Source organism: Acidovorax sp. JMULE5, from assembly GCF_013376875.1.
In the GTDB taxonomy this organism is placed as follows: Bacteria; Pseudomonadota; Gammaproteobacteria; order Burkholderiales; family Burkholderiaceae_C; genus Acidovorax; species Acidovorax facilis.
Genome location: NZ_CP035951.1, coordinates 4,756,952 through 4,780,495 on the forward strand (window position 1 = coordinate 4,756,952; position 23,544 = coordinate 4,780,495).

Here is a 23,544-nt window from a genome sequence, read left to right on the forward strand (position 1 = left end):
TATTGGTCTCAAAGAATTTGCGCTAGGGAATGTGGTTCGCGATCTGGGTGCCGGTTTGTTCATGCTTGTGACAAACTCGGTGCATGACCGAATCCGCTTTGCCCACTGTGATCTGTACCGTCGATGTGGTGTTGCTGACCTTGCAGCAAGGGGCGTTGCAAGTGGCCCTGTTGCGCCGTGAGCGCGCGCCGTTTGCCGGGGCTCTGGCGCTGCCGGGTGGCTACATCCATGCGCAAGAAGATGCCGATGCCCAGGCCAGCGCGGCCCGGGTGCTGCGCGACAAGGCGGGCTTGCAGAGCCCGTACCTGGAGCAGTTGGCCACCTTCTCCGGCCCGGTGCGCGACCCCCGGGGCTGGTCGCTGGCCGTCGCTTACTGTGCCCTGGTGCCGCCTGAGGTGCTGGCGCAGGCGCCGCTAACGCTGGTACCCGTGGCCGAATTGCCTGCGCTGCCTTTTGACCACCGTGCCATGGTCGATGCCGCCGTGGCCCGCGTGCGCAGCAAAAGCCAGTATTCGTCCATGCCCGTGCACCTGTGCGCCGAGCCGTTCACGCTGCCGCAGCTGCAGGCTGTGTACGAGGCGGTGCTGGGCGAGCCGGTCAACAAGGTGAGTTTTCGCCGCAAGATGGACGAGTTGGCCATGCTGGAGCCGGTGCCGGGAGCGCTGCAAGGCGGCGGCGCCCACCGCCCCGCGCAGCTGTACCGGGTGCGCCCGGCCTACCGGCGCAATCTGTCGCTGAGCGCGCGCGGGCTGTAGCGCGGGCGCAGCGCACAAACTATTGGACCGCTGCGCGGAAATCTGGCACAAACGCAAACTTTGTGTCCCACGAACGGTGGGTGCGTCGCGCGGGCCAGGATGGCTGCCGTTGCACCACCAACAACAAGCCGGCACAACGCTGGCACCTGAGGGAAATCCATGTCTTTGCGACTCAAATTCAACCTGGTGCTGGCGGCCGTGCTGCTGGTGGCAGCGGCGGGTGCGGGAGTTTATGTACACCGCTTTCTGCAGCAGTCGGCCATCGAGGAGGTGCAGCACAACTCGCAGATCATGATGCACGCGGCCATGGCGATCCGCGACTACACGACAGAGCTGGTCAAGCCCCACCTGGACGTGACGCTGGCCGAGAAATTCCTGCCACAGACGGTGCCTGCCTACGCGGCCACCGAAACCCTGCGCCGCCTGCAGAACCGGTTTCCGGGCTATGAGTACAAGGAGGCGGTGCTCAACCCCACCAACCTGCGCGACCGTGCCAACGAGTGGGAGGAGCGCATCATCAGCGACTTCCGCGAAGGCCGGGCCGACCTCAAGAAGGAGGTGACCGGCGAGGTGGGCGAGGGCATGCACCGCGCCATGTACGTGGCGCGGCCCATCACCATCAAGCAGGCCCAGTGTTTGGCCTGCCACAGCACACCGGCCGTGGCGCCACCCACCATGCTCAAGGTCTATGGCGACAAGAACGGCTTTGGCTGGGGCATGAACGAAACGGTGGGCATCCAGGTGGTGAAGGTGCCGATGTATTTCCCGCTGGAGAAGGCGCGTCAGACCTTCAACACGGTGATGGCGGCGCTGGTGGGTAGTTTTGTGTTGCTTTTCGTCGGGCTCAATCTGTCGCTGTCGTCGCTGGTGATCGAGCCCATGGCGCGGCTCAACCGCAAGCTCGAAGACCTGGCCACCAAGGACTTTCTGACGGACCTGGTCAACCGCCGCCGCTTCTTTGAGAGGCTAGAGACCGAGATGGCCGACACCCGCATCAAGAAGGGCAGCCTGTCGGTGGTGATGTTTGACATCGACTTTTTCAAGCGCATCAACGATACCTTTGGGCATGACTCGGGCGACGTGGTGCTCAAGAGCACGGCGCTGCGCGTGCGCGAACTTCTGCGGTCGTCCGACTGCGCTGCGCGTTTTGGCGGCGAGGAGTTCATCATCCTGCTCAAGGAAACCCCCGTGGATGCCGCCATGGCCATGGCCGAGGCGGTGCGCGCGCGCATTGCAGGGGCGCCTTTCGACGCGGTGGGCCATGTCAGCGCCAGTTTTGGCGTGGCGACCTGGGACCACAAGGAAGACAGTCACGCCCTGATCAAGCGCGCGGACACGGCGCTGTACAAGGCCAAGTCCAGCGGGCGCAACTGCGTGGTGCAGGCCGAAGACGCAGCCTGATGGGTTGGCGCAGGGGCGTCAGGCCGTGGCGGCCTTGGCCTCTTCGTAGTCCGCCCGGTAGTCTGCCGCCAGGGCAGTTTTCTGCTTTTCGGTCAGCAGCTTGCCGGCCATCTGGAAGAAGCGGTGCTCTTCTTCCTTGAGGTGGTGTTCCACCTTCTCCGCCAGTTTCTTGGCCAGTGGCAGCCAGCTGGGGCTCGCCGGGTCGGCCTTCTCCAGCGACTCCAGCAGTTCATCGAGCTGGTGGTGCTCTGAAATAGCGTGGCGGGACAGGTCGATGCCCGCGTCGTGCGCCATCAGTGGAATATAGAAGTGCCGTTCCTCAGCCCGTTCATGGGCCGTCAGTTCCTGCTTGAGCTGCTCAAACAGCTCGCGCCGCTCGGGGGTGTCTCCGCTGGTGTCGGTCAGTGCGCCGTACAGCGCACGCTGGCGCTCATGGCTCTCGCGCAGGGCTTCAAAGATATTGGTGGTGTCGGTCATGGTGCGGCTGTGTGGGGAATGTGGGGCTGCGACAAGGGTGCGGTGGGCTACTTGAGGACCTTGCGCGCGGCACCCACGCCGATGACGGCCAGCACCACAAACACCACGGCAATCACCAGGAACAGCACAAACAGCACCTTGGCGATGCCCGCCGCGCCTGCGGCGACTCCGCTGAATCCCAGGGCACCGGCCACGAGGGAGATCAGGGCAAAAATGATGGCGTACTTCAGCATGGTGGTCGCTCCTTGCAGTGGATGTTCAGGCAGCGCGGGGCTGCGAAAGGGTGTGCAGGAACGATACCGAGGGGCCGTCGGCAGCGCCGTCAGTGCGGGCGGGCGGTGGGTGTAGGAGAGGGCCGCTGGCGGGCAGTGGTGAAGCGCCAAAAGAAAAGCCGCAACGCGGAGCGTTGCGGCTTTGGAGGTGGGGCGGCTCTGACGGTCTCTTGGCCTACGCCCACATCGCTGCGCGATATGAGCTTCGCCGGAAGTCCGATACCGCGCTGTTCGCGCGGCGGGCTTACAGCCCGGCTGCTGCCCGCAGGGCCGCAGCTTTATCGGTCTTCTCCCAGCTGAACTCGGGTTCTTCGCGGCCGAAGTGGCCGTAGGCTGCCGTCTTTTCGTAGATCGGGCGCAGCAGGTCCAGCATCTGGATGATGCCCTTGGGGCGCAGGTCGAAGTGCTCGCGCACCAGTGCGGCCAGGCGTTCGTCCGACACCACGCCCGTGCCTTCGGTGTACACCGTGATGTTCATGGGCTCGGCCACACCGATGGCGTAGGCCACCTGGATCTGGCACTGGCGCGCCAGGCCTGCGGCCACGATGTTCTTGGCCACGTAGCGCGCGGCATAGGCGGCCGAGCGGTCCACCTTCGTTGGGTCCTTGCCGCTGAAAGCACCGCCGCCGTGGGGGCAGGCGCCGCCGTAGGTGTCCACGATGATCTTGCGGCCGGTCAGGCCACAGTCGCCTTGCGGGCCGCCGATGACAAAACGGCCCGTGGGGTTGATCAGGTAGCGCGTGTTCTGCAGCCATTCCTTGGGCAGCACGGGCTTGATGATCTCTTCGATGATGGCTTCGGTGAACGAAGCCTTCATCTTGGTTTGTGTTTCGCTCTGGTCGGGGTGGTGCTGGGTGGAGAGCACCACGGTGTCGATGCTGTGGGGCTTGCCGTCCACGTAGCGCATCGTCACTTGCGACTTGGCATCAGGGCGCAGGAAGGGCAGGCGGCCGTCCTTGCGCAACTGGGCCTGGCGCTCGACGAGGCGGTGCGCGTAGTAGATGGGCGCGGGCATCAGCTCAGGCGTTTCGTCGCAGGCGTAGCCGAACATCAGGCCCTGGTCGCCAGCGCCGGTGTTCAGGTGGTCGTCGCTCGCGTGGTCCACGCCCTGGGCGATGTCGTTGGACTGCTTGTCGTAGGCCACGAGCACTGCGCAGCCCTTGTAGTCGATGCCGTAGTCGGTGTTGTCGTAGCCGATGCGCTTGATGGTGTCGCGCGCCACCTGGATGTAGTCCACATGGGCGTTGGTGGTGATCTCGCCCGCCAGTACCACGAGGCCGGTGTTGGTCAGCGTTTCGGCGGCGACGCGGCTGCGGGGGTCTTGCTTGAAGATTGCATCGAGAATCGCGTCCGAGATCTGATCGGCTACCTTGTCGGGGTGGCCTTCGGAGACGGATTCCGAGGTAAAGAGAAAGTCGTTCGCCATTTGAATAAACTCCTGTGTTCCGGCATTTGGGGCGTTGCCCTCACCCCGAAGGAGCTCTGGCGAACGCTTTAGCAGATTTTTTTTACGTCGCCCTGCAAGTTGCTCATTTAACTCAGCGACCCCACCATTTTAATGCCAGTCGTCTTCCGATTCTTTTCCGTGTTTCCACTGTGGTTGCTGCACGCCCTGGGTGCAGCCATGGGCTGGGTAGCGTTTGCGGCATCACCCACCTACCGGAGCCGATTCCTGGCCAATTCTGCGCTGGCAGGCTATTCGTTCGGTGATGTGCGTGCTGCCGTGTCCCATGCCGGCCGCATGGTGGCCGAGTTGCCGCGTCTGTGGCTGGGAGCTCCGCTGCCTTGTCGCATCGAAGGTGAGGCCTGTGTGGAGCGGGCCTACGGGGCGGGGCGGGGCGTTCTGTATCTCACGCCGCACCAGGGGTGCTTCGAACTGTCGGCCCAGGCAGCGGCCCGGCGCTGGAGTGCTGAGCGTGGCCCCATCACCGTGCTATACCGCCCCGCACGCCAGGCTTGGCTCGCCAAGGTGATGCTGACGGCACGCAATCGGCCCGGCATGTTGGCCGTGCCCACTACGCTGGCAGGCGTGCGCCAGATGATCAAGGCCCTGCGCCGCGGCGAGGCCGTGGGCCTGCTGCCCGACCAGGTTCCGCCGGACGGCCAAGGCCTTTGGGCGCCGTTTTTTGGCCGCGATGCCTACACCATGACCCTGGCCGTGCGCCTGGCGCAGCAGACGGGTGCTGCCGTTGTGCTGGTGCGCTGCGAGCGGCTGTCCTGGGGCCGTGGTTTTGTCACCCATTTCGAGCCGCTGGCGCAACCGCTGTCGGACCAGTTGGACGTTGCCGTTGTGCAGATCAACCAGGCCATGGAACACCTTATCCGCCAGTGCCCCGAGCAATACCTGTGGGGTTATGGCCGCTACAAACAGCCGCGCGCCGAGGCCGCGCCTGCCGAGCCTGCTGTGGGGGGCACGGTATGACGGGACGCCTGGGTGTGTGGTTCATGCGGGTGCTGGCGCACCTGCCGCTGCCAGTGTTGCGCGGCATGGGCTGGCTGCTGGGGCAGGTGGCGTTTGTGCTGGTAGCGCCTCGGCGCAAGGTGGCGCTGCGCAACCTGGAGTTGTGTTTCCCGGACTGGACCGAGGCGCGCCGCCGCGCCGTGGCGCGCGCCAGTTTTGTGGTGTTCTGCCAGACCTGGCTGGACCGCAGCTGGCTCTGGGCCGCGCCTCGCGAGGTGGTCGAGCGGCGCGTGCAACTCAGAGGCGCCGTGCACGAGCTCGACGGCGACACGCCCACCATTTTGTTTGCGCCGCACTTCTACGGCATGGACGCAGGCGGCCTTGCGCTGCCGCTGCATTCGGGCCGTGCATTCACGTCCATTTTTGCAACCCATCCCGATCCGGCGGTGGATGGCTGGTTCATGGCCGGGCGCCAGCGTTTTGGTGACGTGCGCATGCTCAACCGCTCGGACGGCGTCAAACCCATCATCGCCAACCTGCGCAAGGGCGGCCTGTTGTACCTGCTGCCCGACATGGACTACGGGCGCAATGATTCGGTGTTTGTGCCGTTCTATGGCGTGACGGCGGCCACCATCCCGTCGCTGTCGCGGTTTGCGCGGCTGGGGCGCGCCAAGGTAGTGGGTGTGTATTCGCGCATGACGCCCACAGGCTACGTGGCCGAGGTCTCGCCCGCCTGGGCGAACTACCCCACCGACGACGCCGAGGCCGACACCCTGCGCATGAACCACGAGCTGCAGGCCGTCATCAACACCATGCCCGAGCAGTACTACTGGGTGCACAAGCGTTTCAAGACACGGCCCGAAGGCGAACCGTCTTTTTACTCCTGAAAATTTGAATCAAATCTGCGGCTAGCGCCTATCTGTTAAGCGCTGGGAGCTATCATTTTGATTGAAAAAATCGCTGCAGTTCCAGGGCCACGCGCTCGGGGTGCTCGTGCACGATCCAGTGCGAGGCCTTCTCCACCTGATGCAATTGCAGCTGCGGCACCCAGCCCGGCAGTCCGTCGAGCAGGCCGGGCAGCAGGGCCGGGTCATCCATGCCCCACAGCACCAGCGTGGGCACCGTCACCGTCAACATGGATTCGGGCAGGGTGATGGCCTGCGCGCCCGGGTCACCATCGCGGGGTGGGCGCAGGGGGCTGGCGCGGTAGTAGTTGCAGGCACCCGTCAGGCCCTGCTGCCACAGCGCGCGGTACTGGGCGCGCACGCTCTCGGTCAGCCACGCGGGGGCGCTGCCGTCTGGGGCGTTGAAAAATGCGAACAGGCGGCGAAAGTCGTCCTCGGCCAGCAGGGCCTCGGCATCAGGCCTGCACAGGAAGTGCATGTACTGGCTGCCCGCCTGCTGCGCAGCGTTGTGTGCCAGCTCCCGCACAAAGGCGCCAGGGTGGGGGGAGTTGATGATGGCCAGCCGCTTCATGAGCTGCGGCTGCTGGTTGGCCAGGTTCCAGGCCACGGCGCCGCCCCAGTCGTGCGCCACCAGGCATTCCAGCGCGCCGCCGGGGCATTCGTGGGCAATCAGCGCCACCAGGTCCTGCACCAGATGCTTGGCACGGTAGGCATCCACTTCGGCGGGGCTGCTTGACGGGCCAAACCCGCGCAGGTAGGGCGCCACGCAGTAGTAGCCGCCGTTTTCTGGGCGGGAAAAGTGCAGCAGCAGCTCATCCCAGATGAAGGCGCCCTCGGGGAACCCGTGCAAAAACAGCAGCACTGGGCGGCGCGCCACGCCGCTCACGCGGCATTGCAGGGTGGTTCCGTGGGGCAGGGGAATGGAGACGGTCTGGATCATTGCGCTATGCATTTAATAGCTAATAGCGCTTGATGGATAAGCGCTAGGGCCTAATTTGACTGAATATCCTCAGAATCACCGAGCTCTGGGGGCTCATCGGCGGGGGCAGGGGCTGCGTCGCCGGAGGCTTGCACCGGGTGCGCCCATTGCCACAGCAGCTGTGCCACCTCGTCCACGCCTTGCTTTTTGAGGGCCGAGAACATCATCACCTCTCCGCCAGCCGCGTTCAGTCGCGTAATCGACAGGATCTTGGCTTGCTCAGAGCGTGTGAGCTTGTCGGCCTTGGTCAGCACGATGAGGAATTTCAGGCCTTCTTCGACCCGTGGGCGAAGGACCTCAAGCAAGGCCTCGTCCAGTTCGGTCAGGCCAAGGCGTGGGTCACACAGCAAGACGATGCCGGTGAGCCCGGGGCGGCTGACCAGGTAATTGACCATCACCTGCTGCCAGCGCACCTTGTCGGAGCGCGACACCTTGGCGTAGCCGTAGCCGGGCAAATCGGCCAGAACCGCATCGGTCACGCCGTGCTTGCCCAGAGAGAAAAGGTTGATGTGCTGCGTGCGACCGGGACGTTTGGACGCGAACGCCAGCTGCTTTTGCTGCGTGAGTGTGTTGATGCAGGTGGACTTGCCCGCGTTGGAGCGGCCCACAAAGGCGATCTCGGGCACGTGGATGGGCGGCAGGTGGTGCAGCTGCGCGGCTGTGGTCAGGAACCTGGCGGTATGCATCCAGCCCATGGCGATCTTGGCGTCAGGGGCTGGCGGAAGGGAGCCAGCAACTGGCGCGGTAGAGGATGTCGTCATGGGGAATTAGGGTGCGAGGAAGCCTCATTGTAGAATCGCGAGGTTTTGCGCACATAAACACAGACCCTCGATATGAAGTTGCTCGCCTATTTGCTGACGGCTGCCGCACTGGCAGCACCTGTTTTTTCGGCCTATGCGGCGGGCGATGCCCCCAAAGCGGCCAAGCCGGATCTCGTCAAAGGCGAGGCCAGCTACACCGCAGTGTGTGCGGCATGCCACGGCGCCGATGGCAACTCAGCCATTGCGGCCAACCCCAAGCTGTCGCAGCAACACCCCGAATACCTGGTCAAGCAGTTGCAGGAATTCAAGTCCGGCAAGCGCAACAACACCATCATGAAGGGTTTCGCCACCGCGCTGTCGGACGAGGACATGAAGAACATTTCGTACTGGGTGGCTTCCAAGGCGGCCAAACCCGGTTTCGCCAAGGACAAGAACCTGGTCTCCCTGGGTGAGCGCATCTACCGTGGCGGCATCGCCGACCGCCAGATCGCTGCCTGCGCTGGCTGCCACAGCCCCAATGGCGCGGGCATCCCTGCCCAGTACCCCCGGCTGTCGGGTCAGCACGCTGACTACACCGTAGCCCAGCTCAACACCTTCCGCGATGGCTCGCGTGCCAACAGCACCCAGATGACGCAGGTGGCGGCCAAGCTGAACGACAAGGAAATCAAGGCCGTGGCGGACTACATCGCTGGCCTGCGCTGATTGACTTGATTTTCGTCAATCTTGTGGCCCGCTAGACCGGGTTGCACGGAACCTACCGCCAATAACAATCCCAAAACGGGCGGGCCCATCGCACAGATGGTCCCGCCCTTTTTCTTTCCTTCTCTCGCGCCTCCTCGCCGTCTCCTTTCTTTTTCATCCATGTCCGATAACACCCAAGGCCTTCGCATCCAGTCTGGTTCCCAGGCCTGGCGCGCCGGGATCGAGCTGCTGTCCTCCATGCGGTTCGCGATCTCGCTGCTGACGGTGATCTGCATTGCCTCGGTGATCGGCACGGTGCTCAAGCAGCACGAGCCGGCGGTCAACTACGTCAACCAGTTCGGTCCCTTCTGGGCGGAGTTGTTTGGTGCCATCCAGCTCAATGCGGTCTACAGCGCCTGGTGGTTCTTGCTGATCCTGGCGTTTCTGGTGATCAGCACATCGCTGTGCATCGCCCGCAATACACCCAAGATCCTCATCGACCTCAAGGTCTACAAGGAAAACATCCGCGAACAAAGCCTGAAGGCCTTTCACCACAAGGCCGAGGCTGCGCTCAGCGGTTCTGCCGAGGTCGAGGCGCGCCGCATTGGCACCCTGCTGGCCGGTGGCGGATGGAAAGTGCGCCTGCAGCAGCGCGACACCACCTCTGGCCCCGGCACCGGCTGGATGGTGGCGGCCAAGGCGGGTGCTGCCAACAAGCTGGGCTACATCGCCGCGCACAGTGCCATCGTGCTGGTGTGTGTGGGCGGTCTGCTGGACGGCGATCTCATCGTGCGCGCCCAGATGTTGCTGGGGGGCAAGACACCGTACCAGGGCGGCGGCCTGATTGCCGATGTGAAGCCCGAGCACCGGCTTTCCGAGCGCAACCCCACCTTTCGGGGCAACCTGCTGGTGGCTGAGGGCACACAATCGAGCACGGCCATCCTGAATCAGTCCGACGGCGTGCTGCTGCAGGACTTGCCGTTTGCCATCGAGCTCAAGAAGTTCATCGTGGAGCACTACTCCACCGGCATGCCCAAGCTGTTTGCCAGCGAGATCATCATCCACGACAAGGCCACGGGCGAGAAGACGCCCGCGCGTGTGGAGGTGAACCACCCGGCCAGCTACAAAGGCATAGAAATCTACCAGTCGAGTTTTGACGACGGCGGCTCGCACCTCAAGCTGCGCGGCGTTCCCATGGTGGCAGGCGCCAAGCCCATTGAGGTCGAAGGAGTGGTCGGCAATTCCACCCAGCTGACCAACAACGGTGGCGGCCCGGGCAGCGAGACGCTGACGCTGGAGTTCACAGCACTGCGCACCATCAATGTCGAGAACTTCGGGGGTGCAGGCCCCGGTGGCACCGGTGTGGATGTGCGCAAGGTTGACCTGCGCGAGTCGGTGGAATCCCGCCTGGGCGCTGCCAACAAGACCGTCACCAAAAAAGAACTGCGCAACGTGGGCCCGAGCGTGAGTTACAAGCTTCGGGACGCAGCGGGCCAGGCGCGTGAGTTCCACAACTACATGCTGCCCGTGGACACGGGCGATGGCGTGCCGGTGTTTCTGCTGGGTGTGCGCGAAACCCCTGCAGAGCCATTCCGGTACCTGCGGGTGCCAGCCGATGACAAGGGGAGCATGGACGGCTTCGTTCGCATGAAGGCCACCCTGGCCGACCCCGCAGCGCGCGAACAGGCCGTGCGCCGCTATGTGGCGCAGGCCATCGACACCTCGCGCCCGGATCTGGCCGAGCAGCTGCAGCAGTCTGCACTGCGGGCCTTGGCTCTGTTTGCGGGCCAGGGCATGGTCGATGGCAAGCCCACTGGTGGCCTGCAGGCGGTGTCGGACTTCATGGAGGCCAACGTGCCCGAGGCCGAGCGCGCGCGGGCGGGTGAGGTGCTGGTGCGCATTTTGAACGGCACGCTGTTCGAGGTGGCGCAGTTGTCGCGCCAGCGTGCCGGCCTGCCGCCGCTTCCCCAGGACGATCAGACGCAGGGCTTCATGACGCAGGCCGTGCTCTCGCTCAGCGACGCGCAGATCTACCCCGCACCGCTGGCGTTTGAACTCAAGGACTTCACCCAGGTGCAGGCCAGTGTTTTCCAGGTGGCGCGAGCCCCTGGCAAGAATGTTGTCTATCTGGGGTGTGCCTTGCTGATCCTGGGCGTTTTTGCCATGCTCTACGTGCGCGAACGGCGCGTCTGGGTCTGGGTGGCGCCGCAGGATGGGCGTACCCACGCCACCATGGCCCTGTCCACCAACCGCAAGACCATGGACGGCGACCAGGAGTTTGTCCAGCTCGCACAAAAACTGATCGGGGCATCGCCCCGCGAAGGCACTGCATGAATACCGCGACTTCTTCCTCCACGGCCACCACGATCACCCTGAACGAGGGTTTTTTTGCTCGCCGCAACTGGTTCGACTGGCTGTTTGCCGCCATCGTGGCTGTGGGCGGGCTGTATGCGTTGCAGCGCTACGGCGCCTTCATGGACGTCTACGAAAAAGGTATTTTGCTGGGTGCCATTCCGTGCACGATCTGGTTGGGCTGGTTCTGGCGCCCCTTGCGTGCGCTGATGCTGATCGTGGCTGCGGTGGCGCTGTTGGCCATCGGCCTGTACCAGCAAGACGGTGCGGGTAGCCTGGCGCGGGCCGAAACGGTGTTCGGCCTCAAGTATTTCCTGTCGAGCCAATCTGCCATCCTGTGGATGAGCATGCTGTTCTTCATGAGCACCATCTTTTACTGGGTGGGCATGTTCTCCCGCGGCGAGGGCCGCACCATGAGTATGCTGGGCTCGCGCATTGCGTGGGTGGCCGTGGCCATGGCGCTCATCGGCACGCTGGTGCGCTGGTACGAGAGCTACCTCATCGGCCCGGACATCGGCCACATCCCGGTGAGCAACCTGTATGAAGTGTTTGTGCTGTTCTGCTGGATGACGGCGGCGTTCTACCTGTATTACGAACAGCAGTACGACACGCGTGCACTGGGCGGGTTCGTGATGTTGGTAGTCAGTGCCGCCGTGGGCTTCCTGCTCTGGTACACGGTGGTGCGCGAAGCGCACGAGATCCAGCCCCTGGTGCCTGCACTCAAGAGCTGGTGGATGAAGCTGCATGTGCCCGCCAACTTCATCGGCTACGGCACGTTTGCGCTGGCCGCCATGGTGGCCTTTGCCTACCTCATCAAACAGCAGGCCGCCGAAACCCGCTGGTACAAGCTGGCGCCGCTGTGGCTGCTGGGCGTGGTGCTGTGTTTCGAGCCTATCGTGTTCCGCCAAGGCGCGACCGAGAACGGTGGCAGCTACTGGATGGTGTACTTCGGCATTTCGGCTTTCATCGTGGCTGGTATCCTGCTGGGCCGCAAGCGCATCGCGGCGCGCCTCCCCTCGTTTGAGATCCTGGACGACGTGATGTACAAGTCCATCGCCGTGGGCTTTGCGTTCTTCACCATTGCTACCGTGCTCGGCGCGCTGTGGGCGGCCGAGGCCTGGGGCGGCTACTGGAGCTGGGACCCCAAGGAAACCTGGGCGCTGATCGTCTGGCTCAACTACGCCGCCTGGCTGCACATGCGACTGATGAAGGGGCTGCGCGGCACCGTGTCGGCTTGGTGGGCGCTGGTGGGTCTGGCGGTGACCACGTTCGCGTTTCTGGGGGTGAACATGTTCCTGAGCGGTTTGCACAGCTACGGCACGCTGTGACGGGATGAAGGCTCAGTCGGGCATCGGGGTGGGGCCGACAACTATTGCGTCTTCGGTGTAACCTGCGCGGTCTAGGGAACGAACTAACAGTTGTCCTGCTCTACTGTTGCAGCTGTTTCCACAAGACCATGACCGGAGCCTCCCCATGCTGATCCCCTCGCGCGATTCGGGTTTCAACCACCCCCACTCCTCCGAAATCACACCCCGCGCGGTCTATGAAGACCGGCGCCAGATGCTCAAGCTCATGGCGGGCGGCGCGGCAGGTGCCGCGATGGCGGCCTGGGCCGGCCGCGAGGCGCTGGCGCAGCAGGCGCAGGTGGTGCGGCCCAACAAGCTGGCTGCGCTGGCGGGTGCCAAGTCCACCGTGGCGGGCGCGGCCACGATGGAAAAGCTCACTGACTACAAAGACGCGAGCACCTACAACAACTTCTACGAATTCGGCACCGACAAGGCCGACCCCGCGCGCAACGCCCACACACTCAAGACCACGCCCTGGACGGTGGAAGTGGAAGGCCTGGTCAAGAAGCCGGGTAAATACGGCATCGAAGACCTGATCAAGCTCAGCGCGCAGGAAGAGCGCATCTACCGTCTGCGCTGCGTGGAAGGCTGGTCCATGGTCATCCCCTGGGTGGGTTATTCGCTGGCCGAACTGATCAAGCGCGTGGAGCCCCAGGGCAGCGCCAAGTATGTGGAATTTGTGACGCTGGCCGACAAGGCAACCATGCCTTTTGTCGGATCGCGCGTGCTCGACTGGCCCTATGTGGAAGGCCTGCGCATGGACGAGGCAATGAACCCTCTCACACTGCTGGCTTTTGGCATGTATGGCGAAGTGCTGCCCAACCAGAACGGGGCGCCTGTTCGCCTGGTGGTGCCGTGGAAGTACGGCTTCAAGAGCGCCAAAAGCATTGTCAAGATTCGCTTTGTCGAGAAAGAACCCGGCACGGCATGGAACAAGGCGGCCAAGCAGGAATACGGCTTTTACTCAAACGTGAACCCTGAGGTGGACCACCCTCGCTGGAGCCAGGCCACCGAGCGACGCATTGGCGAAGATGGCCTGTTTGCCAAAAAGCGCAAGACGCTCATGTTCAACGGCTATGAAGCCCAGGTGGGGCAGCTGTACGCGGGCATGGACCTCAAGAAGTTCTACTGATCTTCATTCGCCTTTTTTCTCCGCTTGACGTGTAGGTAAAGCGGCAGAAGAGGGGCGCGGATCACCATGCGCAAACTCTTGCTCCATCCTGCAGCCAAGCCCGTGGTCTTTGCACTGTGCCTGCTTCCGTTGGCGTGGCTGGTCTACGCTGCGGCGGCAAATCAGCTGGGCGCCAATCCGGCCGAGGCCCTGATCCGCGCCTCGGGTGACTGGACGCTGCGCGCGCTCTGTCTGGTGCTGGCCGTTACGCCGCTGCGCGTGGTGACTTCCACGCCCCAGCTTGCGCGCTTTCGGCGCATGCTGGGCCTGTTCGTGTTTTTCTACGGCCTGCTGCACCTGCTGAGCTACGCCTGGTTCGACATGGGTTTTGATGGGACCGACATCGTGCGCGACATCATCAAGCGGCCTTTCATCCTGGTCGGGTCTCTGGCGCTGCTGGTGCTCACGCTGCTTGCCGCCACATCGTTCAACCGCGCGATCAAGGCTTTGGGCGCAAAGCGCTGGCAGGCGCTGCACCGCAGCGTATACGCAGTGGCGGGCCTGGCCATCCTGCACTTCTTCTGGATGCGCGCTGGCAAGAATGATTTTGGCGAGGTGGCGGTGTATGCGGCGGTTTTGTCAGCTTTGCTGGGCTGGCGGCTGTGGCACCGGCTGCGCAAGCGCCGGCCGACCCAGGGTACGGCGGGGGCCAAGGCATCCCAAGCAGCCCGCACGTCGTAGCGCTGTGCTTGTGGAATTATTTGCTATATAAATAATAGCTTCTGGCGCTTGATGGTAAAGCGCCAGAAGCAAATTTAGCTTGAAATTCCAAGACCTGCTGCTACCGCGCCGGTGCCGCGCGCATCTGCCGGGTCACAGGATCGATGAAACCGGTGGGAATCTGGTAGGCCCGATCGTCAAACAAGTCGATGCCACACATGAGGTTCTCGATCCAGCTGAAGAAATCGTTGATCGCCTGCTTGCCCATGATGGGCGCGCCATGCTGTGGCACCAGCATGGCGATATCCAGCTGCCGTGCCATGCGGACCCACAGCCGCAGGATCTTGTTGGACACCATATAGCGGCGGTGAAATCCCTCCATGCGCGGGATGTGGGCCTTGAGGTCGGTCACTGGCACACGAGCCTCGGCGCCAGACATCATCGACACCCCCAAATCGCCGGTGAACAGGATGCGGCTGACCGGGTCGTAGAAGTGAAAGTTGCCCTCGGAATGCATGAAGTGCGCAGGCAGCAGCACCAGTTCATGGCGGCCCAGGGGCAGATGCCCACCACTGTCGGGCACACCGATGACGCGATTTTCCGTCTTGCCTACCTTGGTGAAGTGGGGCGCAAAACGTTCCCAGACGCGTGAGATCACCAGGTCGGCCTTGGTGCTGGTCATCCAGCGATCGAGGGAGGCAATGATGTCTGGGTCTGCATGCGAAGCGATCAGGTACGACAGCTTGTGCGGTGGGAAGTGCTTGGTCATCCCCATGAACAGCTCGTTGAAGGCCAGGTTGCCACCGGGGTCGATGATGGCGCCGGTGTCGTCGTCCACGATCAGAAACTGGTTGGCCTGAACGGCCTGACCGTCTTCTTCGATGAGGTCGGTGAACATCAGACAAGCATGGTTCTTGTCGCGGTAGAGTTCGAGGGCCATGGCCATCCTGCGGTGCAATAAAGCACGAACTGTACGATTGACCCTCTGAGGCGTCCTTGATAGAAATCAAGTGCCCTGGTGGTATTGGTGATCAGAACCGTTGTCCCGGTCCTTATGCCGCTTTTCAGCGCGGCGCTGACGCTGCAGCTGCGGGGGGCTGTGCAGGGCTGGCGGTACCGACGCCGGGGGTCAAGGTCTGGGGCAGGGTTGCACGCTGCGCAGCTGCCGGACTGCTGGGCAAATACAGGGGGCCTCGTTGACCGCAACCTGCAAAGGCTGCCGCACTGGCAGCAAGGACAAGCGTCCTGACTAGAATTTGGGAAGCTTTCAACATGCGCAAATTGTAATGACCGACCTCGAATTCATGGACCATGCCGAAAAACTGCTGCTTGCCGTCGAGCGCAGTTGCGATCGCATCAACGACGCGACCGATGCCGATGTGGATGCCCAGCGCTCCGGGGGCATGGTGACATTGACGTTCCCCAACCGCAGCCAGATCGTCATCAATCTGCAAAAACCTCTGCACGAGGTGTGGATGGCCGCGCGGTCCGGGGGGTACCACTACAGGTTTGACGGCCAAGCCTGGCAGGACACCAAAGGAGCTGGCGAGTTCTTTGAGTGTCTGAGCCGCGACGCAGCCGCCCAAGCGGGTTTGCCACTGCAGTTTTCAGCTTGAGCCACCCTCCTGGGTGGCTCACGTCTCTCAGGTAGATGGAAGAGCGTCTGCAACGCCATCAGTTGCGGAACAGGTCCAGGATGCGGTTTCGCTCTTCGGTGGGCGGTGGCGCTTGTGGAGCCACAGCGGGTGATGCGGATCGGTCATCGAGACCCACACTTGGAATACCGCTGTTGCGCGCGTACTCGTCGTAGAACCATTCCCCGCCGACATTGACCACGCCAGCGGGCACTGTGGGCTCCATGACGGGAACACCCTTGAGTGCACGTTCCATGAAATTGATCCATACCGGCAGGCTGAGGCCGCCCCCTGTTTCGCGGCTTCCCAGGTTACGCGGCGTGTCGTAGCCAATCCAGGTCACTGCAGCGATCGTGGGTTGGTATCCGGCAAACCATGCGTCCACAGAATCGTTGGTGGTCCCGGTTTTTCCGTAGAGGTCTGGCCGCTTCAGCGTAGCTTGCGCCCGCGCTGCGGTACCGGAGCGCGTGACCTCTTGCAGCAGGCTGTTCATCACGAAGGCGTTGCGGGCGTCAATGGCACGCGGTTGTTCGCTGGTGACCGGCGGAGTCGTTTCAGAGATGACACGGCCCTTGTGGTCGGTGACCTTGGTGATCAGCCAGGGGTTCACGCGGTATCCGCCGTTGGCAAACACGGAATAGGCCGTAGCCATTTGCAGGGGTGTGACGGAGCCCGCGCCCAACGCCATGGTGAGGTAGGCCGGGTGCTTTTCAGCATCGAAGCCAAAGCGGGATACCCACTCCTGCGCGGTCTTCGGCCCCACTGCCTGCAAGATGCGGATCGAGATCATGTTCTTGGACTTGGCCAGTCCCGTGCGCATGCTCATGGGGCCGTCGTACTTGCCATCGTAGTTCTTGGGCTCCCATGGTTGGCCACCGGTCACCCCTGCATCAAAGAACAGAGGGGCGTCGTTGATGACCGTTGCGGGCGTGAACCCTTTCTCCAGTGCCGCAGAGTAGATGAAGGGTTTGAAGCTCGACCCGGGTTGACGCCACGCCTGTGCGGCGTGGTTGAACTTGTTCTTGTCGAAATCAAATCCGCCCACCAGCGCCCGGATGGCTCCAGTGCGCGGGTCCAGTGCCACCAGGGCGCCTTCGACTTCGGGAAGCTGTGTGATTTCCCAGGCGTTCTTGGGTGTTTTCACCACCCGGATCACTGCTCCACGGCGGATCTTGATGTTGGGCGCGGCCTTGTCACTCAGGCCGGACTGTGCGGGCTTCAGTCCATCGCCGGTGATTTCCAGGGTGTCGCCGTTCGCGCGGGCTGCAACGATCTTGCGCGGCGAGGCCTCCAGAACCACGGCAGAAAGGACGTCGCCGTTGTCCGGGTGGTTGGCCAGCGCATCGTCAATGGCGTCTTCCACCTCCTGGGCAGCTGTCGGCAACACCACGAACTTTTCCGGTCCTCGGTACTGCTGGCGCCGCTCGTAGTCCATGATGCCTCGGCGCAGCGCCGCGTACGCAGCCTCTTGTTCCGCAGCGTTAAGTGTCGTGTAGACGTTGAGCCCGCGTGTGTAGGCCTCGTTGCCATACTGCGTGAAGATCAGCTGGCGTGCCATCTCGGCCACGTACTCTGCATGAATCCGGGTACTGTCCGGGCCGGTCCGGATCTTGAGTTCTTCTTTCTTGGCATCTGTGGCCTGCTCGGCGGTGATGAAGCCGTTTTCCTCCATGCGCTCAATGATGTAGAGCTGCCTGGAGCGAGCCCGCTTGGGGTTGCTGATGGGGTTGTACGCAGAGGGCGCTTTGGGCAGACCCGCAAGCATGGCCGCCTCAGCCACGGACACAGATTTCAGGGGCTTGCCAAAATAGGCTTCTGACGCCGCAGCGAATCCATAGGCACGATTGCCCAAATAAATCTGATTCATGTAAATCTCAAGAATCTGATCTTTGGTCAGTAAATGCTCGAGTTTGAATGTCAGTAAGATTTCGTAAATTTTGCGTGTAAATGTTTTCTCCGAAGAGAGGTAAACATTCCGCGCCACCTGCATTGTGATAGTAGAGGCGCCCTGGCTTTTTACCCGGCCAAGATTAGCCAAGGCTGCGCGAATTACGCCTTTGTAGTCAACGCCGCCATGCTGGAAGAAGCGGGCATCTTCAATGGCCAATACCGCGTCCTTCATGACTTTGGGGATTTCACCAATGGGGGTGAGGTTGCGGCGCTCCTCGCCGAATTCGCCCAGCAAAGCGCCTTCGGCAGAGTAAACGCGCAAAGGCAACTTGGGGCGATAGTCAGCGAGATCAGAGATGTCCGGCAGGTTCGGATAGGCCACCGCCAGCGCCACTGCAATGGTCAGAGCCAATCCCACGGCGGCCGCAGTCGCCAGGCCCACCATCCAAAGAGTGGCGCGCACCAGCCAACGGAGCCAAGTGGGGCGGGTGGGAGCGGAAGGAGAGTCCTGCTTGTCAGAGGACTTCGATGAAGAGGGCGGCATATCGCTCCGGATGGGTAAGACGGCCCATTATAAAAATGTCCGCTGCACCCCACTGAAAATCACAATGCTCGGCCCGTGCCCGTCTGCCCAAAGGTGCGTCATCGTTGCCAAACGGTGTTGCAAGGGCGGCTAAATTCGTCTGCTTTTGGCAACGCTCCGCAAGTGTTACGCGGGGAAAAATCTTTGCTGGAGAACTATCTTACTGATAGCATTCATGTGAAGTGTTAAGTTTTGTTGCCTCATTTTGGCAAGTTACAGGGGACCAATCTTGAGCTCAATGGGGTCTTTGTTCAGTCGCCAGTCTCCGCCGCTGCTGGGAATCGACATCAGTTCCTCCAGTGTCAAACTGGTGGAGCTTGGGCGCGATAAGGCAGGCGGCTTGGTTCTGGAGCGTTGCGCGATCGAACCGCTGGAGCGTGGCTGGATCACGGATGGCAACATCGAAAAATTCGACGAAGTTGCGGACGCACTGCGCCGCCTGGTCAAAAAAAGTGGAACGCGCACGAAGAACGTCGCTTTGGCACTGCCGCCATCGGCCGTCATCACCAAGAAGATCACGCTGCCAGGTGGCATGACAGAACAAGAGCTTGAGGTTCAAGTCGAGTCAGAGGCCAATCAGTACATTCCTTTCTCGCTCGACGAAGTGAGTTTGGACTTCTGCGTCATCGGCCCCAGCAAAAATGCGCCAGGGGACGTCGATGTTCTCATTGCCGCATCTCGGCGAGAGAAGGTCCAAGACCGTCAGGGTTTGGCAGAGGCTGCAGGCCTCAAGCCCGTGGTGGTGGACATTGAATCCCATGCCTCCCGATTGGCTGCGGGGCGTCTTATTGAGGCCTTGCCCAAGAAAGGCGTCGACGCAATGGTTGCGCTTTTTGAGGTGGGAGCACTTACCACCAGCATGCAGGTTATCCGCAACGAAGAAGTTCTTTATGACCGAGACCAAGCTTTTGGAGGAGCGCAGCTGACCCAATTGATCGTCCGTCAATACGGTTTCTCAGTGGAAGAGGCGGAAAGCAAAAAGCGAAATGGTGACCTCCCAGAAGACTACCAATCGGCTGTGCTGCGGCCGTTTGTAGACAGCATGGCCCAGGAGATCGGCCGAGCTTTGCAGTTTTTCTTCACCAGTACACCCCATAACCGTGTTGATCACATCATGCTTGCAGGTGGCTCAGCGCCACTGCCAGGCTTGACAGAGGCTGTTACCCAGCAGACCGGCTTTGCGTGCAGCGCAGTCAATCCTTTTGACGGTATGGAAATCGGAAGTTCCGTTCGTTTGAAAAAAATGGTGCGTGAAGCGCCGTCCTATCTGACCTCGTGCGGTCTGGCCATGCGGAGGTTCTTGCAGTGATTCTGATCAATTTACTTCCGCACCGGGAAGCTGCGCGCAAACGTCGGAAGGAAGCCTTTCAGGCGACGATGTTTGCATCATTTCTGATTGGTCTGGCAATCGCTGGCGCAGTGTATTGGTGGTTTCAAATGATGATCACCGCCCAGCAAGAGCGAAATGCTTTTCTTCAGAGTGAAATTAAGGTCCTTGAAGAACAAATCAAGGAAATTGCCACCATAGAAGACGAAATTGCGGCTTTACGGGCTAGGCAGAAGGCTGTGGAAGATCTTCAGTCAGATCGAAATCTCCCTGTTCATTTGCTCAATGAGCTTGTGCGTCAGATACCGGAAGGCGCGTATGTGACAAGCATTAAGCAAACTGAACAAGTAATCGCTATGCAGGGGGTTGCCCAGTCCAACGAGCGTGTTTCTGAAATGCTTCGGAATTTGACCGATAACACTCCTTGGCTGTCAAAGCCGGAGTTGGTGGAAATTGTGGCGAGCAATATTGCTTTGTCGTCCAGAGACCAGCGTCGAGTGTCCACGTTCAATTTGCGTTTCCGGCTGATGCGTACCGGTGAAGTGCAAAAAGCCAAAGACTCGGCTAGCGCCGCGATTGGGAAATAAATATGGCAAAAAAATCAAAAAAAGATATTGATTTCTCTGCCTTGCAGGAAAATATTTCTCGGCAGTTTCGGAATTTGGATCCCAAAGACCCCTCTTTGTGGCCAGTAGCTCCAAAAATTCTGTTATGTCTTTTTATTTCCATCGCGGTGGCTGCTGTTCTTTGGTTTGCCAAGATCAATGAGTATGAAGTCGAACTTGAAACAGAGATCGCTAAAGAGCAAACCCTGCGTCAAAACTATCAAGCAAAATTGACTAAAGCTGTGAGTTTGGAAGCTTTAAAGCGTCAACGAGAACAGGTTCAGCAGTACGTTATTCAACTGGAAAAACAACTGCCAAGCAAGGCTGAGATGGCAGCGCTGCTCTCTGATATCAATCAGGCGGGTCTTGGAAGAAGTTTGCAGTTTGATTTGTTTCGACCAGGCCAAGTGGTAGTTAAAGAGTATTATGCTGAATTGCCTATTCAAATTCGTGTGACTGGAAAATATCACGATATGGGAGCGTTTGCATCTGATATCGCGCATCTGTCCCGAATTGTTACTTTAAACAATATTTCCATTGCCCCACTGGGGAAGGAGAAGGGTGGGGCTACGTTAACGATGGAGGCCACAGCCCGTACGTTTAGGTACCTCGATTCTGAGGAAATTCAGGCTCAAAAGCAGGTGGCGAAGGGCGGCAAAAAATGACGTCACATAGACTGATTTCATTAATAGTGATGGCTCTTGGTCTGTCCGGTTGTGTTTCTTCGGGTGATGACGAATTGCGTCAGTGGATGTCGGAGTTGCGGGCAACAACCAAACCCAAGGTAACCCCTTTGACTGAGCCTAAGCAATTTTTACCCCAAACCTATGCAATGGATTCAGGAGTCGAGCCGTTCAACTCTATAAAGTTAACACAGGCGTTGAGACGAGAGTCTACCCAGTCCGCCTCTAACGCTGCTTTAATTGCCCCAGAGATGGCCAGACGAAAGGAGCCTCTGGAGTCTTATCCGCTGGATGTAATGGCGATGGTAGGCAGTCTTGATAAAAAGGGTGCGCCGACTGCACTATTGAAAGTTGATAAGTTACTTTATCAAGTGCGAGTTGGAAACTATATTGGTCAAAACTACGGGCGAATAACGAAAATTACTGAGAATTCGATTCAGTTGCGCGAAATTGTTCAAGATGCAACTGGTGATTGGATTGAACGTTCGGCCTCCCTCGATCTGCAAGAGGACAAGAAATGAAATATCTAAAAATTTATCCATCAAAGATTTGTCAAATTGCAGTGGGATTCACATTTGCTGTATTGACACCCATCAGTGTGTTCGCGCAGGTTGTAGTTCAATCTGTAATGGGGAGCGTGCAGAACGGTGTAGATGTGGTCCGTATTGATTTTTCTGAACCACTGAAGTCTGTGCCCACAGGATTTTCCATCCAATCGCCTCCTCGCATTGCTTTGGACTTTCCTGATGCGTCCAATGCGACTGGAAAAAATGTTTTTGAAGTGAATCAGGGCAACGTTAAGTCTGTCAATGTGGTGCAGGCCGGTGACCGCTCCCGAATTGTCCTGAATCTTAAGCAATCCACTTCCTACCAGGCTGAAATTCAAGGGAAATCACTCCTGATTTCTTTGGGGACGGTGCAGTCTGCCAATTCAGCAACTCAAGCGGTGTCTGCTCCAGTGTTTGCTGATCCTGCTAATTCTGATATTCAGACACTGAAAGATGTTGACTTCAGACGAGGCGCGGATGGCTCTGGGCGTGTGGTGGTGATGCTTCCTTCAAGCCAAGTGGGCGTTGATATTCGTCAGCAGGGAAAAGGTTTGGTGGTGGATTTTCTAAAATCTTCATTGCCGGAAGGACTGCGCCGGCGTTTGGATGTGGGTGATTTTGGCACGCCAGTGCAAGCTATTACCACCGTTCAGCAAGGTGAGCGGGTTCGCATGACCATTGATCCTGTTGGTGATTGGGAACATAGCGCATATCAGAGTGATAGCCAGTTCGTAGTTGAAATCCGGCAAAAGAAGGTCGACCTGAACAAGCTAACACAAGGCCCTGGATATAGCGGGGAGAAGCTATCGCTGAATTTTCAGAATATTGAGGTTCGATCACTTCTGCAAGTCATTGCTGATTTTACCAATTTCAATATTGTGACCTCGGATACGGTCACTGGTTCGCTGACACTGCGCCTTAAGGATGTGCCTTGGGATCAAGCGCTTCAAATCATAATGGAGGCCAAAGGCCTGGGGATGCGAAAATCTGGCACGGTGTTGTGGATTGCGCCTAAAGATGAAATTGATGACAGGACGAAGAAGGATTACGAGGCTGCGTTAGCTATTCAAAAACTGGAGCCGCTTCGAACGCAAGCGTTCCAAATGAATTATGCAAAAGCGGTTGATATGGTCGCTCAACTGACGGCCCAAAGCGGTGGTACATCGGGGGGGACTTCAAATAGATTCCTGTCGGAGCGAGGTAGCGCTATTGCGGAACCCAGAACCAATCAGCTTTTTGTGACTGACACGGCAAGTAAACTGGAAGAAGTGCGTCAGCTCCTCTCGACCTTGGATGTTGCTGTTCGGCAAGTGATGATTGAAGCGAGAATTGTTGAGGCATCCGATACGTTCGGGCGCTCCTTGGGCGTTCGACTAGGTGGAACAGATTTGCGTGCTAATCGTGGCGGTACCGGTGGATACAATATCGGTGGTGGCAATAGCATGGCTTTTGGTACTAGTTATAGCAATGCGGTAGCTTCGTCTGGTGCTGGTGGAACTAATAATACTCTGGGTAATTTTGTTAATCTTCCTGCGCAGGCCCAAGGTGGGTTCGATCCGGCTAGCTTCGCTATATCGATTTTTAACTCAGCGGCCAACAGGTTTTTGAATCTTGAAATATCTGCGATGGAGGCAGACGGCAAAGGTAAGATTGTGTCTAGCCCCCGTGTTGTGACAGCTGATCAAACCAAAGCATCTATCGAGCAAGGAACCGAGTTTCCATACCCTGTGACGGCTCCAAATGGTGGAACGGTTATCGCGTTTAAGAAGGCAGTTTTGAAGTTGGAGGTTCTGCCTCAAATAACTCCAGAGGGTAATATCATCTTGGATCTTGATGTAAATAAAGATAGCCCGGGTGAGATTCTTCAGAATGTGCGAGCTATTAATACTAAGCACATTAAAACACAAGTGTTGGTTGAAAATGGTGGTACGGTCGTAATTGGCGGAATTTTTGAATTGTTCGAGGATGATGCTGAGGCAAAGGTTCCGTTTTTGGGTGATATTCCTGGTGTAGGCAATTTATTCAAAACAAAAACTAAGCAAGCCAATAAGCAAGAAATGTTGATTTTCATTACCCCGAAGGTTCTCACTGAGCGTGCTGCGGCTCGCTAATT

The 23,544-nt window shown here is 59.7% G+C and carries 23 protein-coding genes; 15 read left to right on the forward strand and 8 right to left on the reverse strand.

The features are described 5' to 3' along the window. The first annotated feature begins 83 nt into the window (after positions 1-83). The gene (locus EXV95_RS21610; protein ID WP_055399308.1) at positions 84-755 is read left to right on the forward strand and encodes an NUDIX domain-containing protein; all 672 of its coding nucleotides are present in this window, start codon (positions 84-86) and stop codon (positions 753-755) included. A gap of 159 nt (positions 756-914) precedes the next feature. Then, entirely contained in the window at positions 915-2,156 is a 1,242-nt protein-coding gene (locus EXV95_RS21615; protein WP_176888421.1) for a diguanylate cyclase, read from the forward strand. Positions 2,157-2,174: 18 nt separating this feature from the next. Here the strand turns inward: EXV95_RS21615 and EXV95_RS21620 are convergent, their stop codons facing one another. The 3 genes from EXV95_RS21620 to metK all read right to left on the reverse strand — a co-directional run bounded on the left by EXV95_RS21620 (position 2,175) and on the right by metK (position 4,331). Next, complete coding sequence (locus EXV95_RS21620) at positions 2,175-2,633, reverse strand: hemerythrin domain-containing protein (protein WP_176888422.1); 459 nt, start codon at positions 2,631-2,633, stop codon at positions 2,175-2,177. A 47-nt stretch (positions 2,634-2,680) separates the two neighbouring features. After that, a complete protein-coding gene (locus EXV95_RS21625) occupies positions 2,681-2,866 on the reverse strand; it encodes a DUF1328 domain-containing protein (RefSeq protein ID WP_055399302.1) in 186 nt (61 codons plus the stop codon). 283 nt (positions 2,867-3,149) lie between these two features. Next, positions 3,150-4,331 carry a methionine adenosyltransferase gene (gene metK, locus EXV95_RS21630; RefSeq protein ID WP_056060126.1) on the reverse strand — a complete coding sequence of 394 codons (1,182 nt, stop codon included), beginning with the start codon at positions 4,329-4,331 and terminating at the stop codon, positions 3,150-3,152. A 132-nt stretch (positions 4,332-4,463) separates the two neighbouring features. On the opposite strand from metK, the gene EXV95_RS21635 reads away from it, so the two are divergent. Both EXV95_RS21635 and EXV95_RS21640 read left to right on the forward strand, forming a co-directional pair. Then, positions 4,464-5,327, forward strand: coding sequence for a lysophospholipid acyltransferase family protein (locus tag EXV95_RS21635; protein WP_176888424.1), 864 nt, complete (start codon positions 4,464-4,466; stop codon positions 5,325-5,327). Then, complete coding sequence (locus tag EXV95_RS21640; protein ID WP_176888426.1) at positions 5,324-6,193, forward strand: lysophospholipid acyltransferase family protein; 870 nt, start codon at positions 5,324-5,326, stop codon at positions 6,191-6,193. Before EXV95_RS21635 ends, EXV95_RS21640 begins: the two co-directional genes overlap by 4 nt. Positions 6,194-6,245: 52 nt before the next feature. Here the strand turns inward: EXV95_RS21640 and EXV95_RS21645 are convergent, their stop codons facing one another. Then, positions 6,246-7,151 (reverse strand): alpha/beta fold hydrolase, encoded by a 906-nt coding sequence (locus EXV95_RS21645; RefSeq protein WP_176888428.1) that lies wholly within the window; start codon positions 7,149-7,151, stop codon positions 6,246-6,248. Between the two features lie 50 nt (positions 7,152-7,201). After that, positions 7,202-7,951, reverse strand: coding sequence for a ribosome biogenesis GTP-binding protein YihA/YsxC (gene yihA, locus EXV95_RS21650; RefSeq protein WP_176888430.1), 750 nt, complete (start codon positions 7,949-7,951; stop codon positions 7,202-7,204). A gap of 72 nt (positions 7,952-8,023) precedes the next feature. Between yihA and EXV95_RS21655 the strand changes: the two genes are divergently transcribed. From EXV95_RS21655 to EXV95_RS21675, 5 genes are all read left to right on the forward strand, one after another. Further along, entirely contained in the window at positions 8,024-8,653 is a 630-nt protein-coding gene (locus EXV95_RS21655) for a cytochrome c (RefSeq protein ID WP_176888431.1), read from the forward strand. 159 nt (positions 8,654-8,812) lie between these two features. Next, a complete protein-coding gene (locus tag EXV95_RS21660; protein ID WP_176888432.1) occupies positions 8,813-10,966 on the forward strand; it encodes a cytochrome c biogenesis protein ResB in 2,154 nt (717 codons plus the stop codon). Beyond that, positions 10,963-12,312: a c-type cytochrome biogenesis protein CcsB gene (gene ccsB, locus EXV95_RS21665; RefSeq protein WP_176888433.1), complete on the forward strand. Its 1,350-nt coding sequence runs from the start codon at positions 10,963-10,965 to the stop codon at positions 12,310-12,312. Before EXV95_RS21660 ends, ccsB begins: the two co-directional genes overlap by 4 nt. Positions 12,313-12,457: 145 nt before the next feature. After that, entirely contained in the window at positions 12,458-13,462 is a 1,005-nt protein-coding gene (gene msrP / locus EXV95_RS21670) for a protein-methionine-sulfoxide reductase catalytic subunit MsrP (RefSeq protein WP_176888435.1), read from the forward strand. A gap of 66 nt (positions 13,463-13,528) precedes the next feature. Further along, complete coding sequence (locus tag EXV95_RS21675; RefSeq protein ID WP_176888437.1) at positions 13,529-14,182, forward strand: sulfite oxidase heme-binding subunit YedZ; 654 nt, start codon at positions 13,529-13,531, stop codon at positions 14,180-14,182. A 100-nt stretch (positions 14,183-14,282) separates the two neighbouring features. Here the strand turns inward: EXV95_RS21675 and EXV95_RS21680 are convergent, their stop codons facing one another. Together EXV95_RS21680 and EXV95_RS21685 are read right to left on the reverse strand one after the other, a co-directional pair. Continuing rightward, entirely contained in the window at positions 14,283-15,101 is an 819-nt protein-coding gene (locus EXV95_RS21680) for an MBL fold metallo-hydrolase (protein WP_176888439.1), read from the reverse strand. A gap of 124 nt (positions 15,102-15,225) precedes the next feature. After that, a complete protein-coding gene (locus EXV95_RS21685) occupies positions 15,226-15,435 on the reverse strand; it encodes a lipoprotein (RefSeq protein WP_176888440.1) in 210 nt (69 codons plus the stop codon). Between the two features lie 12 nt (positions 15,436-15,447). Between EXV95_RS21685 and cyaY the strand changes: the two genes are divergently transcribed. Further along, complete coding sequence (cyaY, locus tag EXV95_RS21690; protein WP_121422414.1) at positions 15,448-15,777, forward strand: iron donor protein CyaY; 330 nt, start codon at positions 15,448-15,450, stop codon at positions 15,775-15,777. Between the two features lie 58 nt (positions 15,778-15,835). Here cyaY and EXV95_RS21695 read toward each other — a convergent pair whose 3' ends face one another. Further along, a complete protein-coding gene (locus tag EXV95_RS21695) occupies positions 15,836-18,229 on the reverse strand; it encodes a penicillin-binding protein 1A (RefSeq protein ID WP_055399278.1) in 2,394 nt (797 codons plus the stop codon). 268 nt (positions 18,230-18,497) lie between these two features. On the opposite strand from EXV95_RS21695, the gene EXV95_RS21700 reads away from it, so the two are divergent. The 5 genes from EXV95_RS21700 to pilQ are packed head-to-tail and all read left to right on the forward strand — an operon-like array spanning position 18,498 to position 23,542. Then, positions 18,498-19,577: a pilus assembly protein PilM gene (locus tag EXV95_RS21700; RefSeq protein ID WP_055399276.1), complete on the forward strand. Its 1,080-nt coding sequence runs from the start codon at positions 18,498-18,500 to the stop codon at positions 19,575-19,577. Next, on the forward strand, positions 19,574-20,182 hold the full coding sequence (locus EXV95_RS21705) for a PilN domain-containing protein (protein ID WP_176888442.1): 609 nt from the start codon (positions 19,574-19,576) through the stop codon (positions 20,180-20,182). The genes EXV95_RS21700 and EXV95_RS21705 overlap by 4 nt, the downstream gene beginning before the upstream one ends. Before the next feature lie 2 nt (positions 20,183-20,184). Beyond that, on the forward strand, positions 20,185-20,865 hold the full coding sequence (locus EXV95_RS21710) for a type 4a pilus biogenesis protein PilO (RefSeq protein ID WP_176888445.1): 681 nt from the start codon (positions 20,185-20,187) through the stop codon (positions 20,863-20,865). Further along, the gene (locus EXV95_RS21715) at positions 20,862-21,404 is read left to right on the forward strand and encodes a pilus assembly protein PilP (protein WP_176888446.1); all 543 of its coding nucleotides are present in this window, start codon (positions 20,862-20,864) and stop codon (positions 21,402-21,404) included. The genes EXV95_RS21710 and EXV95_RS21715 overlap by 4 nt, the downstream gene beginning before the upstream one ends. Further along, the gene (gene pilQ / locus EXV95_RS21720; RefSeq protein ID WP_176888448.1) at positions 21,401-23,542 is read left to right on the forward strand and encodes a type IV pilus secretin PilQ; all 2,142 of its coding nucleotides are present in this window, start codon (positions 21,401-21,403) and stop codon (positions 23,540-23,542) included. The genes EXV95_RS21715 and pilQ overlap by 4 nt, the downstream gene beginning before the upstream one ends. The last annotated feature ends 2 nt before the right edge of the window (positions 23,543-23,544 follow it).